Genomic DNA, 17,775 nt, shown 5'->3' with positions numbered 1-17,775 from the left:
GCCGAAATAAGGGTGTGGTTGTATGATGGAAACTCATGGGGGAAATGCCGATGTCCATAATCCAGTTCTGCCGTAAAAGCCTGTTGGCGTGCAGCGCGGCGATTGTTCTTTTGGGAGCATGCACCAGCGTTCCGGCACCCCGGGAAATGGCTCTGCCGAAGAGCTGGCCGACCCTGGCCGCTGTCCAGCCAGCGGATGATTTTGATGCCGCAGGCCTGCAGGCGCTGGCCGACCGAATGCAGGCCTTTGTCGATGAGGGCAGCGTGATCGGCATGCAGACTTTGCTCGTTAAGGACGGTCAGGTCGTGCAATATGGCAGCTATGGTGTGCGCGATGTGGAAACCGGTGCTCCGGTGAAGCCCGATACGCTGTATCGCATCTATTCCATGGCGAAGCCGATTACCGGCGTCGCGCTGATGCAGCTGCATGAGCAGGGCAAGTTCTCCCTGAATGATCCGATCACGAAGTACATTCCTGAATTCGAGAATCTGAAAGTTCTGGACGGGATGAATGAGGACGGCACGCCGAAGCTGAAAGACCTGCAGCGCCCGGCCACGATGCGCGAACTGATGAGCCACACGGCCGGCTTTGCCTATGGGCTGGGCGGAGACGATTATGCCAATGAGCAATTCCGCGTGCAGGAGGTTCTGAGAGCGCCGGATCTGGACACGTTCATCGACAAGGTGGCGGGCATTCCGCTGCTCTATGAGCCAGGCACGAAATGGTATTATTCCGCCGCCGTGGATGTGCAGGGCTATCTGGTTGAGAAATTCTCCGGAATGTCTTTCGGAGATTACCTGAAGACCAATATCTTCGCGCCTCTGAACATGGACGATACCGGCTTTTATGTGCCGGAGGCCGAATATGACCGCCTGGCAGATGTTATGTTCTATTCGCCTGAGGATGGGAAATTCATCCCGCTCTACAGCGAGAATATGCAGTTCAGGAAAGAGACGATCCCGTTCGAATCTGGTGGAGGCGGCCTGATTTCCTCGATGGATGACTATGGCCGCTTTTGCCAGATGATGCTGAATGGCGGCATGCTGAGCGGGCACCGCGTGCTGAAGCCGGAAACCATCCTGATGATGCGGTCTGACCAGTTGCCCGAGGGGCTCGGCATTGGCATTGACGGAACATTGGCCGGGCCGGAGAGCATGCAGCAGCATAAATTCGGGCTGGATTTCGGGATCATCACCGATCCTGCGGCGATGAAGTCTCCTGCAGGGAAGGGGACTTATTATTGGGGCGGCGCCGCAGGGACATGGTTCTGGATCGACCCGGAGAATGATCTTTTCTTCATTGGCATGATCCAGCGCTTCGGCGCTTTACCCAGCGAGACTGCCGATTTCCGCGCGGAATCGATGCGGCTGGTCTATGAGGCGCTTGAAGAATAGGTCAGTCTGGGCAAAGTGGAGGGATGATCAAATCAGCCCCCACTGCCGCCGTCCTTCTGATTGGCGATGAATTGCTGTCGGGCCGCACGCGCGACATCAATCTGCAACAGATTGCCAGCTATCTGGCGCCGCTCGGGATTCCAGTGCGCGAAACGCGGATTGTGCCGGATATTGAGGACGAAATCGTCGATGCGGTGAACGCGCTACGGGCGAAATATACCTATGTCTTCACGACCGGCGGCATAGGCCCAACCCATGATGACATCACGGCAGACGCAATTGCAAAGGCGTTCGGCGTCGGCATTTCAGAGCATCCTGAAGTGACAGCCATGTTGGCTGAGCGCTACCGCGAGATGGGCACGGAATACACGCCCGCCCGTCGCCGAATGGCGCGCGTGCCGCATGGGGCGAGCATTGTGGAAAACCCCGTCTCCGGTGCGCCGGGGTTCCAGACCGGGAACGTCTTTACCCTGGCCGGCGTGCCTTCCGTCGCCCGGGCGATGCTGGAAGACATTGGCCCGCGGCTTGAGACGGGTGCGGTGGTCCACAAGGTAACGATCCGGGGCAGGGGCCTGCGTGAAGGCGACATTGCCGAGCCGCTGGGCGCGCTGGCAAAGGAAATGCCGGAGGTTTCGCTCGGCTCCTATCCCTGGTTTGTCAGCATCTCTGATAGCGGTGTGCATCTTGTCGCGCGCTCAACAGATGAGGCGCAGCTGAAAGTGGCGGCGGACAGGCTGGAAGAGATTGTCAAAGCCTGTGGTGTGCAGGCTGAGCGGCTGGAGGAGGCCGGCTGATGGTACTCCTGACCCGCACACCGGTTCTGTGGGGCAGTTTCATTCTGTTCCTTCTGATCGGTGTCGGGTTTGGCATCTTCAGCGGCGTTGTTGGGGGCGCGTATCTTGATACTCTGGACGGCGGTGAGGTCTCCCGCGCTTTGATCGCCAGTATGACGCCCGCCCAGCGCAGCGCGCATTTCTGGCTGACGGTTCTGCTGGATACCGCTTACCCGCTGGCCTATGGCGCGCTGTTTGCCGGTTTGGCGCTGCGTTGTCTTGGACGCTATGGCAGGCTGGCCGCCTTGCCAGCGCTGGCCGTTGTGGTGGTCGATCTGACGGAGAACATGGTGCAGGCGCTGGCCCTGTCCGGCGCGGTAGATGCGCTGGATGCCAAGGTCTGGCTGACGCCCTTGAAGTTTGGCTTGTTCTTTCTGGCCGCAGGGATTGCGCTCGTGGCGCTACTGATCGCCACTGTGAACAGGGTATGCAGGGGCAAGGCCGGATAATACGCCGCAACGTCAGGCATGGTGTCAGTCCGCTTGGGCCTCTAATAGAAAGAGGTAGCAGGAGGAAATTGCATGTCAGAAGAAATAGTACTTGTAGAGCGCGATGGTCCGGTGGCTCTGGTCACGCTGAACCGTCCCGATGCGCTGAACGCCCTGAGCCGCGCCCTGCGCGCCGAGATTGTCCGGGTGTTCACAGAGCTGAAAGATGATGAAGATGTGCGCGCCGTTGTGCTGACTGGTTCTGGCCGCGCCTTCACGGCGGGGATCGACCTCAAGGAAGCGGGGCAGACCGGCTTTGCCCTCGGTGCAGATGAGGATTCCAAATCCATTGATATGGCCCGCGCGCTGAAAGAGTATCCATGGCCGATCATTGGCGCGATCAATGGCTTTGCGATTACTGGCGGGTTTGAGCTGGCACTGATGTGCGATGTGCTACTGGCCTCCGAACATGCAAAGTTTGCCGACACCCATGCCCGCGTCGGCATCGTGCCGGGCTGGGGCCTGTCGCAGAAACTGTCCCGTCTGATCGGTATCAGCCGCGCCAAGGAATTGTCGTTCAGCGGCAACTTCCTGGACGCCCACACGGCAGAGCGCTGGGGCCTGGTGAACCGCGTCTATCCGTCTGACGAACTGATCCCGCACGCCATGAAACTGGCGCATGATATGTGCAGCACACAGCCGGATCTGCTGAAGCAGTACAAGGCCCTGATAGATGACGGCTTTGGCATGTCGTTCGCCGAGGGCATGAAGGAAGAGTTGCGACGGTCGATTGCGCATTCAGAGTCCGTGACTGCCGATGCGGTTGAAGAGGCCCGCAAGCAGGTGACCGAACGCGGTCGAGGTCAGCAGGGTTAGGGGATCGCCATGAGAGATGTTGTCATCTGTGAACCGGTCCGCACAGCGGTGGGTGGTTTTGGAGGCGGTTTCAAGACAGTCCATGCGCACGAGCTGGCAGCCCATGTCGTCAGTGAGCTGATGATCCGGACGAAACTGCCAGCCGAGTTGGTCGAAGACTGTATCTTTGCGCAATGCTATCCGACGATGGAGGCCCCGGCCTTTGGACGCATGATCGCGCTGGATGCCGGGCTGACGACATCTACGGGCGGCTATCAGATAGATCGTCGCTGTGGTTCCGGCCTGCAGGCGGTGATCAATGCCATCATGCAGGTTGCGACCGGGGCTAATGATGTCGTGATCGCTGGTGGGGCAGAGAGCATGTCCAATGCGCCTTTCTTCTCCATCGACATGCGCTGGGGCCTGAAGGGCGATGGCCTGATGCTGCATGATGGCCTGTCACGCGGGCGATACACCGCTGGCGGCAAGTACCATCCCGTGCCTGGCGGTATGATCGAGACGGCAGAAAACCTGCGCAAGGAATACCAGATTTCGCGTGAGGCGCAGGACGAATTCGCCTATCATTCCCATATGAAAGCAGCGGCGGCGCAAAAGGCCGGCAAATTTACCGAAGAAATCATTCCGTACACCGTGAAAGGGCGCAAGGCTGACACGGTGGTGGATTCAGACGAGCATATCCGCCCGGATTCCTCGCTGGAGAAACTTTCCACATTGCGTGCCATTCGAGGAAAGATGGATGATCAGGCGACTGTCACGGCGGGCAATGCCTCCGGCCAGAATGATGGCGCTGCGGCTTGTATCGTCTGCACGCGGGAAGTCTCCGATAAATACGGGCTGAAGCCGCTGGGCCGACTCGTCTCATGGTCTGTGGCCGGGGTTGGGCCGGAAGTCATGGGGATAGGTCCGGTTCCGTCCTCTCAGAAAGCACTGAAAACGGCGGGCCTTGAAATGAAGGACATTGATTTGATCGAGCTGAACGAGGCCTTCGCCGCGCAGGTGCTGGCCTGCATCAAGGCGCTGGAGATGACCGACGGCGACATGGAGCGGCTGAACGTCAATGGCTCCGGCATTTCTCTCGGCCATCCGGTCGGTTGTACGGGCGTACGCATCCTGACGACTCTGCTGCGCGAGATGGAACGCCGCGAGGCGCGGTATGGTCTGGAGACGATGTGTATTGGCGGCGGGCAGGGGCTCGCAGCCGTGTTTGAACGGGTCAGCTAAAAGGTCTCTTCCACGGGGGGCTTGGTATTCAGCGCGATGGTCATCGCGATAATGAAGAAGACCCACCCGAGAAAGCCCAGCAGTGAAGCACCGGAATAGTAGAGGCTCATCATTTGGCTGCCATCGGGCATGGACATGGACTGATACATCAGCTTCTGGCGGATGATATTGCCCATGACGGCAGACACCTGACTGAATGCTGTTGCGACAAGATGCAGGACGCCAAACACCAGAAGAGGTGTTGAGGACCGTATTTTTAGCGCCAGCATATAGGCAAGGCCAATGCCCACGCACATTGTCAGGGTCAATACTGCGACCGGCATGTTCATGGCCAGCATGCTGGGGATAGTTTCCTGCGGAACGGCTACGCCGGAGATGCCGATAGCGGCCACAAAGACAAGGGCCCCCAGGACAAACCAGATTGCGGGAAGTGCAATTTTCATCTCGAATAACCCTCTACCTGCAAGTTTGTTCGATGACACATAGCATCCTCGGGCAAAACCCGTTATGTCCAGTTTTTGCTGCGCGGGCGTGGCGAAATTGGTAAACGCAACGGACTTAAAATCCGTCGGCCGCAAGGCCTTGCCGGTTCAATCCCGGCCGCCCGCACCACCTGCCAAACTGTGCCAGAATCGGGTCTCATGGGGGCGCAGAGGCGGACTGAGCGCTCGAATTCCACACCGTTCCCCTGCGTTGAGTAAAAATTTGTACTCTCTGTTGACTGGTATGGGGTTTGCATTTCTCGCCTCAGAGGAGAAATGTCATGTACCCAGCCATCCTGTCCTGCCGGGGCCCGGCCTATAAGGTTATCCGTCTTAACGGTGAGCTGCTGATCGGCCGCCAGATGCCGGTTTCATGCTCGTCTCGCATAAGCAATATCCAAATTGCCGGGGAACAAAACGGCAAGGTCGAACATAGATAGGGCACGATAAGAGATAATGCAGAAGGATTGTTCTCATGTTTCGTGCGCTTGTTGCATCAACTGCTTTGGCCCTGATGGCTCTGCCGGCCGCCGCCGGTCCGGAGGCTGAAGCCGTCATTGAAGGAGCCGCCAGACAGATTGGCGATCCCGTAAAAAGCCGCGAGGCTATCCGCGAGTCTGTCGACATTGACACGGTTGCGAATTTCACACTTGGCAAACATGCGCGCCGCGTCTCTGAGGAAGAGCGGGCCCGCTTTGTCGAGGCTTTCGAGAACTATCTGCTGGATAGTCTTGAAGGGCATGGTGAGCAGTTCCGCGACGCGAAAGTCACCATTCTGGGGTCCAAGGATCGCGGTGATGATGACTCCATTGTGGAAACCCGTGTGGACCGCCCGGGTGAAGATCCGGAAACCGTTCGCTGGCGCGTGATCAAGAAAGATAACGACTGGCGCGTGGTGGATGTTGAGGTTGCCGGCCTGTGGCTGGCCATTGAACAGCGCGCCCAGATTGCCGCCATCATGGACCGTCCGCACGCGACTATTGATGACGCCATCAAGGCCCTGAATTCCTGATACGCTTCAGGGGCACCTGAAGGGCTAGAAAGGGCGAGCGGTAGAATGGCCGCCCGCCCTTTCGATTTTATTCGGCGATCTTTGCGCCATATATATCCAGCTCGGTGACCGCTCCGTCCGCAAAGTCCTTCACGGCGTCGAACTGGGTCGCCTTGTCTCCGACGATGACATATACCATCTCTGGCTCGCTGAGATATTCGGCAGCCAGGGATTTGAAATCGTCTGCTTCCATGGACAGCAATTCCTGCTGCTCTGTTTCCAGATAGTCATCTCCAAAGCCATACTTGCTGATCATGCGGAGCATGCCTAGCTTGGCGCTGAGACTTTCATAGGCGCGGGTATTGTCTTTCAGCACCTTGTTCTGTGTCAGGTCGACGGCGGCCTGATCAAAGGTCACTCCATAGTCCCTGATCATCTCACGGATGATTTCCAGCGATGGCCGCGTCGCATTGGCTCGCACGCTGGTATAGGCGCGCCAAGGCTGTTTTACATGTCCGTCAGAGATATAGGAATAGGCACCATAGGTGTAGCCTTTCTCGATACGGAGCGTCTGGGCCAGATCTCCGCTGATGCCGCCGCCAAGTTTTTCATTCATGAAGCTGACACGCGGCGCGTCCTCTTCATCTGAGGCAACGGTCAACTTGCCGGCGAAGATGACGCTTTGTTTGCTGTCCGGAACATCAATGAAGAACACCTTGCCCGCATTCTTCTGCGCGGGGATGGCGTATTCCGGCAAGTCGACATCCTGGGTTTGCACGATGTCTGCAAGACCGGTGAAGGCCGCTTCGGCGCGGGCAGGGGAGACATCCCCCACGACATGTACTGTGGCGTGACTGTTCAGCAGGGTGGAATAGGCGGCCTGCAGATCTGCCAGAGTGATGTCTTCGACTGTTTCCAATGTGCCGCTTCTGGACGTGCCGAGCGGATGCGCATCGCCATAGATCAGGCGGTTGAAAGCCAATGAGGCGATGGCGGTCGGGTTTGCATCCCGGTCGCGGATTTCTGTCAGGGTGGCGGTTTTCACCCGCTCAAAGTCTTCAGGCTTGAAGCGCGGGCCGGCGAGGATTTCTTCCACGAGATCCACCGTGTCTTCGAAATTACGGGCCAGGGTAGTTGCGCTGATCGTGATTTCATCCGTATCCGCACTGACCGTGATGCCGGAACCGATCAGGCCGATCGCCTGTTCCATCTCCGCCGGGGTGCGCGTGGCTGTGCCTTCATTCATCAGCTCGGCCAGCAAATTGGCCGTGCCTTTCTTGTCGGCTGGGTCCAGCCAAGCACCGCCATCAAAACTGATCTCGAACGTGACGAGCGGGATCTCGTCGCTTTCAATGCCCAGCAGGTCCACATCCTTTGGCAGGGTGGCATGCCAGATGTGCGGCATCTCAAACAGCGGCAGGTCTCCGAAGGGCGGCTCAGAGCGGTCATGCGTGGAGGGCGTGCGCTCATACTCGGCTTCCTCGCCCTGGCTGACCTCTTCAGCAGTCACGTCATTTCGAACTTCCTCGATCCAAACAGTCGCCAGCTCTGCGCCTTCCAGAGCGAGCTCAGCTTCACCTTGCGGCACAAAGCTGGTGATCACAGAGGGCTTGTTCTTGATATAGGTCTCATAGGCGGACATCACGTCTTCTGCGGTGACGTTCCGCAGCAACTCCGCGGATTTAATGGCATAGGCGGGATCGCCTGCGAACTCATTGTCCTGTGACATCTGGATCGCCTTATCCAGGACTGTCGACAGGTTCGAGTACAGAATGGTTTCCTGCTCCGCTTTGATGCGGGCAAGGTCTGTCTCGTTGACCCCGTCTGTCTCAAACTCGGCAAGGCCCTGTTCGATGGCGGTGTAGACATCATCCAGATCCGAGCCAGCATTCGCGCGGACGCTCAGGACGAACTCGCCTGCCAGTTCCATGCTGTTATTATAGCTGTAGATTTCGGGCGCGAGCTTCTCTTCCTCGACGACAGAGCGATAGAGCGGCGAATTCTTGCTGCCCGCCAGAAGCTGCGCCAGAACGTTTAGCGCCTGCTCGTCCTTGCTGTAGGCCTCAACGGTGGGGAAGGTGATCCTCAGTTCCGGGAGGGTGGCGAAATTATCCTCGAAATAGAGGGATTTTGTTTCCTTCAGCGTGACCGGCATCGGGGGCAGGCTCTCGACATCACCGCCAGAGCGGATTTCGCCAAACCAGCGCTGCACCTTCTCCTTAGTCTCCTCAACGTCTATGTCGCCCGAGATGACCAGTGTGGCGTTCGCAGCGCCGTAATATTCATCATAGAAGCCTCGCACATCCTCAAGCGTGGCCGCCTGAAGGTCCGGTAGCGCGCCGATCACGGTCCAGCTATACGGGTGGCCTTCCGGGTACAGCGATTTGCGGATCACTTCCTGCGTATAGCCATAAGGCGCATTGTCCACGCGCTCGCGCTTTTCATTCTTGACGACCTGCTTTTCGCGTTCAAGCGCTTGCTGGGTGACCGTATTGATCATGTAGCCAAGGCGGTCAGAGTCGATCCAGAGGATCTTGTCGAAAGCGTCTGTGGGCACGACTTCGTAATAGATCGTGCCGTCGCTCCAGGTGCCGCCATTGCGCTGGCCGCCCCATTCCGGAATGGCCTTGCGATTCCAGCCGCGCGGCACGTTTTCGGAATCATTGAAGGACATGTGCTCAAAGAAGTGGGCAAAGCCTGTGCGGCCGGGCTTTTCGCGGTTGGAACCGACGTGCACCACGGTTGAGATGGCGACGATGGGATCTGACCGGTCAACGTTCAGGACAACTTCCAGTCCGTTGTTCAGGGTGAACTTTTCATAGTCCAGTTTGAACTCGCCGCTATCGGTTTCCTCGGTCTCGTTAGGTGCGGTTTCCGGGGCGTCGCGCTCCACAGTGACCGTCTCTGTGAGTTCGGTTTCCGGTGTAGCGCAGGCGCCCAGCAGGCCTGCAGCGGCGCCCGCCATCAACATGTATTTGAACGGTTTCATCCTATCCCTTCCCTGAGTGTGGCGCCCCCGCACCTCACCATTGGTTTCATGGGAAACAGATGACACAAATTTCAATTCCCCGTCACCCCTGAAGGCGGCACGGAAGGGATCAGGCCGCTTCCTCGACCGTATCTTCGACGTCTTCATCGTCATCTTCATCCGCGCGGCTATGGCGGTCTGAACCGTCCCCGATGGTGAAGAGGTCAGCTTCGCGGCTCAGCCAGTCTTTCAGGCCGTCATCCGGCACGCCCAAAATGCGCAGCATGTCGGCCACCATCTCGATGCCTTTGGGGTCACCGCCCAGCAGGTGTGCACGAACGTTCAGTTCCAGATAGCGGTCGAGATCATGGTGATTGTCGACAGCGACAAAGCGGGTCAGGTCCGGATACTGGCGGCGGATGGTGGGCGTCACTTCGGCAGACACCTCATAGCGCGCCTGGCCCAGCACCAGCGCACGGGCATTGTTGCCGCCGATGGCCTCGATCAGTTTCATGTTGGTCGCGTCGCCAAAGGAGACATTGTAGCCATCTGCCACGGCGGCGAGGAAACGGTCCGGCTCATTATCGATAGCGATATAGGGAATGCCAAAATCGATCAGTGCGTCGATGGCAAGGCGCCCGGCGGAGGTCATACTGATCACGATGACCGGGCGACCCACTGTCGGCGTATTGGCTGTTTCCATCGTCACCTGTTTGCGGCGGGCAAGTTCACGCGACAGCTTGCCACCAAGAATGGCCCAGCTGGGCGCGAGCGCCAGCGACAAAGCTATCGCGGCGATCAGGCTGCCCATCAGGGCAGGGGGCATGCCCGCCATGATTGAGGAGAGGGACAGGATAACCAGCGTGAATTCAGAGCCTTGGGCCAGCAGCGTGGCGAGTTGTACCGCGCCGGGTACGCTCCATTTGTTCACGCGTGCGGCAATGTAGCCAAGCCCGGTCTTCAGAACGAGGATCGCCACAGCGCCCAGGATCACCAGCGGCAGATTGCGGATGAGACTGGGCAGGTCGATCGCCAGTCCGACACTGATGAAGAAGAAAGACAGCAGCAGTCCGCGGAATGGCCCCATCTCCGTCTGTACCTGATGGCGGAAGCGTGTGCCTGAAACTGCAAGCCCAGCCAGGAACGCGCCAAGTGTCAGCGACAAGCCGATCACGGCAGTCGCGCAGGCTGCAGCGAGCACCAGAAGCAGGGTAAAGGCGGTAAAGGCCTCATCGTTGCGGGTTGCGGCCAGCGTGCGGAAGACCGGGTTCAGCAGATAGCGCGAGAACATCATCGCGGCGCCGAAGGCGATCACGGCCTGAATCACGGCCAGCAACAGGGCCAGAACCAGCGGCACGCCGGCCCCGCCCATCACATGCTCGGAGACAAGGCCAGCCAAGCCTGTCGCGCCAGTTTCTTCCTCACCCAAGGATGTTGCGAAGATCATCAGGAAGATAGCGACAATATCCTGGAAGATCAGGACGTGTGTGGCTGTGCGCCCTATGGGGCAGGAATTCTGCTCCCGCTCGGTCAGGATGCGTGCGACGACAGCGGTTGAGGACAGGCCAAGGCTCAGGCCTACGGCAATCGCGATGGGCCAGGAGATGCCCAGCATGTACAGCGCCCCAGCACTCAACAGGCCGGTCAATGCCAGATGCATGGGTGCCAGGCCCAGAAGGTCGCCCCGGCTTTCTTTCAATTCCCGAAGTGAAACATGCATCCCGATATCGAACAGCAGGAACACCACGCCCAGTTCTGCCAGCAAATGGGTGCCGCCGCTTTCCTGGATCAGGCCCAGCATATGCGGGCCTATCAAAATGCCCGCCAGAAGATAGCCGACAATTGGACTGAGGCTCAGCGCGCGCGAAACCAGAGCCGCTGCAGCCCCAAAGCCCAGCAGGGTGATTGCCGGCACAAGGGCGTCAACGGCTTCTGCAGGACTGAGTTCAGCTGCCATATGGGGAAAAGGCTCCGGATTTGTGTGATCCTGTATAAGGTAAGGGCTTATTGCGGAAAAACAAAGGCCGCTGGTTCTTGAGGGAACCAGCGGCCTTCACCTGGCTGCACACGAAGGAGGGCAAATGTCCGTGTGCAGTTTGGGAAGATGTCAGGCCTGACTAGAGGCTTTTCGAAAAGGTCAGCACGACCCGCTCATCCGCGATACCGGAATTGTCGATGTCAGTATCCCAGTAACGCAGGTCGATATCGATACCGACCGGCGTGGAGTAGGTGCCGCCAAGTGACCAGTTGGTGTAGTCACCGCCGCCATCATAGTCATAATTGCCGACGCTGCCGTCCACGGAGAAGCTGTCCGTGAAGGAATAGCCTGCGGTGGCCTGATAGTAGATGTTCTCGTTGTCCGGATCCCAGTAGACCTCGCCACCGATGCCCAAGCCGCTGGCGAACTCATAGCCCAGGGCACCTTTGATCTCGACAAAGTCATAGTCAGAATCGTCTGCATCCGGATAGGCGTAATAGATTACGCCCACATCCCAGGTCACGCCATTGGAAAATGCGCTGGCCAAGCCTGCATAGAAGTCAAGTTCGACATTGGTATCGTCGGCACCGTCTTCAAAGTCGACATTCGATGCCCATGTCCCCGCATAGAAAATGCCGTTTGCGTAGTCGAAGCCGCCGGAGATTGCCATGTCCTCATTGGACTGGGAAACGCCGCGCCAGACATAATCCGTGCCAAGCGCTACGTTGCCTGACCATTCTCCCTCAGCGGCTGCTGTACCTGCAACAGCCAGCATGGCTGCCAGTGCAACGCCCGCGCGATAAAGCTGCTTTTTCATTTTTTATACCCCGTTGTTAAAACGCGCTGTCGCCAGCGCCACACAAAGAATTGCGCGGCTTCATCCGGGATCGGAAACAAATTTATAACGTTTGAGCGGGGTGTTTCGGAACGCCGCAGAATTGGGCAGCATGCCGCGCCAATGCCTTAGCTTTGTGCGCGGTCCTGCGGCTTAGCGCGCCTTGGCCGGGGCGTATCCAAGATGCATCCCGGCGTCCACGATCAGGGTTTCCCCGGTGACGTGACGAGAGGCATCCGTCAAGAAAAACAGGGCCGAATCCGCAATGTCTTCGGGACCGCTGGCGACATTCAGCGGCACGGAAGCGGCGACATTTTCTTCCATCTTCAGATATTGTTCTTCATCCATCTGATCCTTGAACCAGCGTGTTCCGATAAAACCCGGACAGATCGCGTTTACACGGATAGCAGGGGCAAGGGCGCGGGCCAGCGACAGCGTCATGGTATTGAGGGCACCTTTCGTTGCCGCATAGGCAACGGAAGACCCGATACCTGTAACGCCTGCGATGGAAGAGGTGTTCAGCACGGCTGCAGCGCGTCCTGTCTGCTCATGGCTGGCAACCAGAAGGGGCTTGCACGCCTGCATCATCAGATAGGGGCCGACAACATTGACGGCGTAGAGATGCAGGAAGTCTTCGCGGTTCAGGGCATCGAGATCCGCATGGTCGCGGGCGTGCTTTGTGGTGCCTGCATTATTGACAAGGATATCGAGCCGTCCGAATTGAGCTGCGGCATCGGCCAGCTTGCGGCAGCCTTCTTTGGTGGAGACATCAGCCTGTACCAGACGGGCCTGGGCGCCCTCCGCCTGGCAGTCTGCCACCGTGGCTTCGCCATCTTCGACCGAGCGACTGCAATTGATGATTACATCTGCGCCGCGCCGGGCCAGTCGCAGGGCAATTTCCCGCCCCAGGCCCGTAGCTGAGCCGGTGACGAGGGCTTTGCGGCCTGCAAGGTCTTTCAGGTCTGACATGATGTTGGCTCCCTTTTCGTATGGTTTCTTGTCGTGCGTACCTGCGAGGAACAGGCTAATCCCGTCAACAGGTTTCATGGTTTCATCAAGGAAGCGGAAAGACCTGATTGATAGGTATTTTCCCTATTATGGAGACCCTTTGATGGACTTGGCGTCCAGAGACCTGGTGCAGCGCATTCAGTCTGCCGTGCGACTTTCCGAGGCAGACATGAGACGTCTGGCGGCAGAAATGTGCGCAGATGGTATCCGCACGGCACCAGAGGCCGAGGCGGTGCTGTACTGCCATGCCCGGCTGGACCGGCTGGGTGAGGACTGGCCGGGTCTCTTCATACGTGCCTTGAGAGACTATCTGCTGCTGCGCACTGAGCCTGAGGGCGAAGTATCGGCAGACAATCTCGCTTGGCTGAGGCAGCATGTTGCCCCGGATGGCCGGGTCCGCACCCTGAGCGAGTTGGATCTCCTCATCGTGCTCTACAGGCAGGCCGAGACGGTCACAGAAGGGTATGGGCTGTTCGTGCTGGAATGTCTGTGTGAATGGATGATTTCCGCGGGCAAGGCGGAAGGCCCGATTATTGAGCGCATCGGTACGGTTCTGGCCATGGGCGAAAAGGGCGGCACACCATGGGTCAGCCATGCAGAGGCAGTGGTGTTGCTGCGTACGAATGACAGTCTGGGTCGTGCTGGCGATGATACGGCATGGAGCCGGGTGTTCGCCCGGGCGGTCGGCAATTATTTGATGGCTCGCGCGCATCCCAATCCTCAGGGCGACCGTCAGGCTCTGGCCCGGAAGAACTGGATTGGCTCAGCGGATAGTCGACCTGGCCAGTATATTGGCTGTCTGGCTCTAGGCTTTAACAAGGGGCGATGGTTTGAAGACGTCAGCCAGTCTCCGGAATTGGCCCGTCTGGCGCGCCAGATGGCCAGTGAGGCTGCCAATGATCAGGCTGTCGCTCAGAGTCAGAAGCGTAGCTGGTTGCGTCGCAGGCTTGGCTGGGAGAAAACCGGGGAGGCAGACCGGGCACTAGTGGACTTTCTCAATCAGGAAGCCCCAGGATTGACGACCGGACTGGTCGTCGCGACTGGATAGTCAGGGGGAGGGGATGATGCTGCTTCTGAATCTCGCTGTGGCCACGGTTCTGGTGTTCATCACCTTCCTGATACACTTTATTGGGCTGGTCGGCCTGTCAGCCCTGATCCGCAATCGTCATGTGCATCATGTGAATATTTCGACTGTGGCCGGCCAGGGCGCTGCGATCCTGTTCATCGTATTTAGCTTGTTTGCACTGCATTCTTTGGAGATCTGGGTCTACACTTTCGTCTACAGGATGCTTGGCATTTTTCCGGATATCGGGACAGCGGTTTATTTCTCCACATCCGCATTTACGACAGTTGGCTTTGGCGATGTTGTTATCGGCAAGGACTGGCGGATGCTGGGCGCAGCAGAAAGCATGAACGGTTTCTTGCTGATTGGCTGGTCGACCGCTTTCCTTGTCTCCATCACCGCAAAGGTGCGCGTTCTGGAAGCGCGTATTGAAGAATTGGAAGAAGACTCCGAGGATCGCAGTTAAGCTGCGGTCGTTTCTTCTTCGGTCGTGCGGATCAGAAAACGCGCTGCTGCAACCGCTAGCCCCACCAGGACCAGGCCTCCTATGACCAGAGTTTCCGGATTGGCACCCAGATATTCAAAGTACTGGGTGTAGCCATGGATCGCCAGGAAGACGATGGAAGTGATCGACAGGAAGCTGTTGCTACGTGCCATGATGATGATGGCGATCAGGGCACCGGCCCAGCCCAGGCTGAAGATGTAATCTGGAATGGTGAAGGCTGCTTCGCGCCACTCAGACCGATCTGACCAGCGCTGAGGCGCAAACCAGTGTTCTCCGATACGGTCTCCCCAGAGTGAGCCGACCCAAAAGCCGAAATTCATCATGAAAATGGAGGTGCGTGCTGAGACAGTCAGCAGATTCTGCCACGCTTCCGCCAGCACGTCGCGTGCCTTGTAGAGACTGGCAGCTAGCAGCCCGAAGGCGATAATGGTGATGGTAGGCTCTTCAACAAAGAGGGCGTAGCTGGCATGCCAGTATCCTGTGCCGGAGCCCAGAACCGCGCCAAGGGAGAAAACCGCAAACGCCCCCAGAAGAGCTGACCGGAACCAGATGGCCGCCCCTGTCATGATGGTGGCAATCAGAATGGTTGGAAACGTGCCGTCTTCGACATGCTGAAACTCCCACCCGACCCAGCCCGCAACACCGAGTGTGCCCATCAGGACCAGCGCCATTGAAAGAGTTTTCAGAGAGTTTCCTTTCGCGCTGCGGCGCAGAACCTCCGCACCAATCAGCGATAGCAAGGCCAGGACCAGCCCTGTCATGGCGTTCGGAACAAGGGCAATTGTGCCCCCGGCAACGGAAATTGCGCCGAAGATCAGAAGAAGATTTATGAGCAGGCCGTTGCGCGGGTCCGGCAACGCAAACCCCGAGAGGCGTTCAGCTTCCACTTGGCCAAGGTGTCCATCGGCAACCAGCTTCTCAAGGTCCAAGGTGATACGGCTCATGCTCTCAATCCCTAATATAGTGAGCGCTTACTAACATGCTTGCGGCGTAATAGCAAGACGGTTTCCTCGATGGCAAATGTGGACATCAGTAAAAGAGCGGCTTAGTGCAATGCTCGAAAGAGTTTGCAGTGGGCTAGAGACAGTATGTTTAAGAAAATTCTGATCGCCAACCGGGGAGAAATCGCAGTTCGGGTAATCAAGACCTGCCGACGTCTGGGCGTCAAAACGGTCGTGGTTTATTCGGATGCAGATGCAGGCTCTATGGCTGTAGAAATGGCAGATGAAGCCGTGCACATTGGTCCGGCGCCAGCATCTGAATCCTATCTTGTGGCCGACAAGATCATTGCGGCAGTGAAAGAAACAGGTGCAGAGGCCATCCATCCAGGCTTTGGCTTTCTGTCCGAAAACCCGGCCTTTGCCAAACGCCTTGAGGAAGAGGGCATCGGCTGGATCGGCCCCAATGCACACGCGATCGAAGCGATGGGCGACAAGATCAGCTCCAAGAAACTCGCTGCCGAAGCTGGTGTGTCCACGGTTCCGGGCCATATGGGCCTGATTGAAGACACCAAGGAAGCGGTGAAGATCTCCCGGGAGATCGGCTATCCGGTCATGATCAAGGCCTCAGCCGGCGGTGGCGGCAAGGGCATCCGCATCGCCGAGAATGACAAGGAAGTCGAAGAGGGCTTCCCGGCCGTGAAGGCCGAGGCAAAATCCTCCTTTGGTGACGACCGCGTCTTTATCGAGAAATTCATTCTTGAGCCGCGCCACATCGAGATCCAAGTGCTGGGCGACAAGCATGGCAACTGCATCTATCTGAACGAGCGCGAATGCTCCATTCAGCGCCGGAACCAGAAGGTGATCGAGGAAGCGCCGTCTCCTCTGCTCGATCCGGAAACCCGCAAGAAGATGGGCGAGCAGGCCGTCGCGCTTGCCAAGGCGGTGAACTATGATAGCGCGGGCACCGTGGAGTTCGTCGCCTCCGGCAAGGACAAGGGCTTCTACTTCCTTGAAATGAACACCCGTCTGCAGGTTGAGCATCCGGTGACGGAAATGATCACAGGTGTGGATCTTGTCGAGCAGATGCTGCTTGTTGCCTATGGCGAGACGCTGAAACTCAAGCAGTCCGACATCGGCATCAATGGCTGGGCCGTCGAAAGCCGAGTCTATGCCGAAGATCCGTATCGCAACTTCCTGCCATCCATTGGCCGCTTGAAGCGCTTCAAGGCGCCGCCGGAAGGCAAGCTGGCAGATGGGGAAGTGCGCATGGATTCCGGTGTCCGCGAGGGCGACGAGATTTCTATGTTCTATGACCCGATGATCGCCAAGCTGATCACCTGGGGCAAGGATCGCGACACGGCGCTCGACGTGCATGGCGAGGCGCTGGACCGTTTCCACATCGAAGGCATTCAGGACAACATGCCCTTCATTGCAGCTGTTGTGGATGAAGCGCGATTCCGCTCCGGCAAGATCACGACCGCCTATATAAAGGACGAGTTTCCTGAAGGCTTCAATGGCGTTGAGCCGACTGACAGCCAGCTGACCCAGCTGATCTGTTCGGCGGCCTATGTGCATGGCTTCATGTCACGCCGCGCAGCCGATGTGACGGGGCGTCTGGCCCCGCCGGATGAGGCGCGTACGGAGTGGGTCGTCATCCTGGGCGACAAGCATTATCCGGTGACGCTGGAGCTTGGGGATGCGGGTGAAGCCGAAATCACCATCAATGGCGGCAAGACCCACGCGCTGGTAACCGGCTGGTATCCGGGCCTGCACCTGGTTGAAGGCCTGCTGGACGGTCAGCCTTATGCCGTGAAATTCGCAGACCGTACCGAAGGCTATCTCTTCCGCCATCGCGGCGTTGCCCTGCGTGCGCTGGTCTGCACGCCTCAGGTGGCTGATCTGCATGCCCGCCTTCCTGAAAAGGAAAAGCCGGACATGTCCAAACTGGTCATTTCTCCGATGCCTGGCCTTGTGGTTTCGATGGATGTCGAAGTCGGACAGGAAGTGCAGGAAGGGGAGGCCGTTTGCGTGGTTGAGGCGATGAAGATGCAGAACATCATCCGCGCCGAGACCACGGGCACGATCAAGGCCATTAATGTTGCCGCAGGTGACAGCGTGGCGGCTGACGAGGTGATGGTCGAGTTCGACTAACCCCCGAACTGGGCAGATTAACCAGCTGCTAACCGAATTACGTCGGTATCCACTCCATTCAGGTGGGGGGCAAAGCGATTTTGTCTCCCGAATGTCATGGT

Annotated in this window: 15 protein-coding genes and 1 tRNA gene; 10 read left to right on the top strand and 6 right to left on the bottom strand. The window is 58.1% G+C overall.

Annotated elements, in window-relative coordinates; all coding sequences use genetic code 11:
• Positions 1-146: 146 nt before the first annotated feature.
• The 5 genes from HY2_RS03955 to HY2_RS03935 all read left to right on the top strand — a co-directional run bounded on the left by HY2_RS03955 (position 147) and on the right by HY2_RS03935 (position 4,752).
• On the top strand, positions 147-1,394 hold the full coding sequence (locus HY2_RS03955) for a serine hydrolase domain-containing protein (RefSeq protein ID WP_051594695.1): 1,248 nt from the start codon (positions 147-149) through the stop codon (positions 1,392-1,394).
• Positions 1,395-1,417: 23 nt separating this feature from the next.
• Positions 1,418-2,188 (top strand): competence/damage-inducible protein A, encoded by a 771-nt coding sequence (locus HY2_RS03950; RefSeq protein WP_034824911.1) that lies wholly within the window; start codon positions 1,418-1,420, stop codon positions 2,186-2,188.
• Complete coding sequence (locus HY2_RS03945) at positions 2,188-2,676, top strand: hypothetical protein (RefSeq protein ID WP_034824910.1); 489 nt, start codon at positions 2,188-2,190, stop codon at positions 2,674-2,676. Before HY2_RS03950 ends, HY2_RS03945 begins: the two co-directional genes overlap by 1 nt.
• Before the next feature lie 72 nt (positions 2,677-2,748).
• Positions 2,749-3,531 carry an enoyl-CoA hydratase gene (locus tag HY2_RS03940; RefSeq protein ID WP_112062269.1) on the top strand — a complete coding sequence of 261 codons (783 nt, stop codon included), beginning with the start codon at positions 2,749-2,751 and terminating at the stop codon, positions 3,529-3,531.
• A 9-nt stretch (positions 3,532-3,540) separates the two neighbouring features.
• The gene (locus tag HY2_RS03935; RefSeq protein WP_034824909.1) at positions 3,541-4,752 is read left to right on the top strand and encodes an acetyl-CoA C-acetyltransferase; all 1,212 of its coding nucleotides are present in this window, start codon (positions 3,541-3,543) and stop codon (positions 4,750-4,752) included.
• Here the strand turns inward: HY2_RS03935 and HY2_RS03930 are convergent.
• Entirely contained in the window at positions 4,749-5,195 is a 447-nt protein-coding gene (locus HY2_RS03930) for a hypothetical protein (RefSeq protein WP_034824906.1), read from the bottom strand. The two genes, HY2_RS03935 and HY2_RS03930, sit on opposite strands and share 4 nt — an antisense overlap.
• An 82-nt stretch (positions 5,196-5,277) precedes the next feature.
• Between HY2_RS03930 and HY2_RS03925 the strand changes: the two genes are divergently transcribed.
• Both HY2_RS03925 and HY2_RS03920 read left to right on the top strand, forming a co-directional pair.
• Positions 5,278-5,364, top strand: a tRNA-Leu gene (locus HY2_RS03925).
• A 345-nt stretch (positions 5,365-5,709) separates the two neighbouring features.
• Positions 5,710-6,246 (top strand): MlaC/ttg2D family ABC transporter substrate-binding protein, encoded by a 537-nt coding sequence (locus HY2_RS03920; protein WP_034824904.1) that lies wholly within the window; start codon positions 5,710-5,712, stop codon positions 6,244-6,246.
• A 67-nt stretch (positions 6,247-6,313) separates the two neighbouring features.
• On the opposite strand, the gene HY2_RS03915 is transcribed toward HY2_RS03920, so the two are convergent.
• From HY2_RS03915 to HY2_RS03900, 4 genes are all read right to left on the bottom strand, one after another.
• A complete protein-coding gene (locus tag HY2_RS03915; protein ID WP_081814908.1) occupies positions 6,314-9,214 on the bottom strand; it encodes a M16 family metallopeptidase in 2,901 nt (966 codons plus the stop codon).
• A gap of 109 nt (positions 9,215-9,323) precedes the next feature.
• A complete protein-coding gene (locus HY2_RS03910; RefSeq protein WP_051594694.1) occupies positions 9,324-11,150 on the bottom strand; it encodes a cation:proton antiporter domain-containing protein in 1,827 nt (608 codons plus the stop codon).
• Positions 11,151-11,310: 160 nt separating this feature from the next.
• Positions 11,311-11,988 carry a TorF family putative porin gene (locus tag HY2_RS03905; protein WP_051594693.1) on the bottom strand — a complete coding sequence of 226 codons (678 nt, stop codon included), beginning with the start codon at positions 11,986-11,988 and terminating at the stop codon, positions 11,311-11,313.
• A 171-nt stretch (positions 11,989-12,159) separates the two neighbouring features.
• Positions 12,160-12,975: an SDR family NAD(P)-dependent oxidoreductase gene (locus tag HY2_RS03900; protein ID WP_034824951.1), complete on the bottom strand. Its 816-nt coding sequence runs from the start codon at positions 12,973-12,975 to the stop codon at positions 12,160-12,162.
• Positions 12,976-13,117: 142 nt separating this feature from the next.
• On the opposite strand from HY2_RS03900, the gene HY2_RS03895 reads away from it, so the two are divergent.
• Together HY2_RS03895 and HY2_RS03890 are read left to right on the top strand one after the other, a co-directional pair.
• Positions 13,118-14,062, top strand: coding sequence for a hypothetical protein (locus HY2_RS03895; protein WP_112063330.1), 945 nt, complete (start codon positions 13,118-13,120; stop codon positions 14,060-14,062).
• A gap of 13 nt (positions 14,063-14,075) precedes the next feature.
• Complete coding sequence (locus tag HY2_RS03890; protein ID WP_034824899.1) at positions 14,076-14,543, top strand: ion channel; 468 nt, start codon at positions 14,076-14,078, stop codon at positions 14,541-14,543.
• Here HY2_RS03890 and HY2_RS03885 read toward each other — a convergent pair.
• Positions 14,540-15,526, bottom strand: coding sequence for a hypothetical protein (locus tag HY2_RS03885; protein ID WP_051594692.1), 987 nt, complete (start codon positions 15,524-15,526; stop codon positions 14,540-14,542). The genes HY2_RS03890 and HY2_RS03885 overlap by 4 nt on opposite strands.
• Before the next feature lie 144 nt (positions 15,527-15,670).
• On the opposite strand from HY2_RS03885, the gene HY2_RS03880 reads away from it, so the two are divergent.
• A complete protein-coding gene (locus HY2_RS03880; protein WP_034824897.1) occupies positions 15,671-17,674 on the top strand; it encodes an acetyl-CoA carboxylase biotin carboxylase subunit in 2,004 nt (667 codons plus the stop codon).
• Positions 17,675-17,775: the final 101 nt, after the last annotated feature.

Origin of the sequence: Hyphomonas pacifica (assembly GCF_000682675.1) — a bacterium.
Lineage (GTDB): Bacteria > Pseudomonadota > Alphaproteobacteria > Caulobacterales > Hyphomonadaceae > Hyphomonas > Hyphomonas pacifica.
This window is presented reverse-complemented; position numbering and strand designations above follow the sequence as displayed.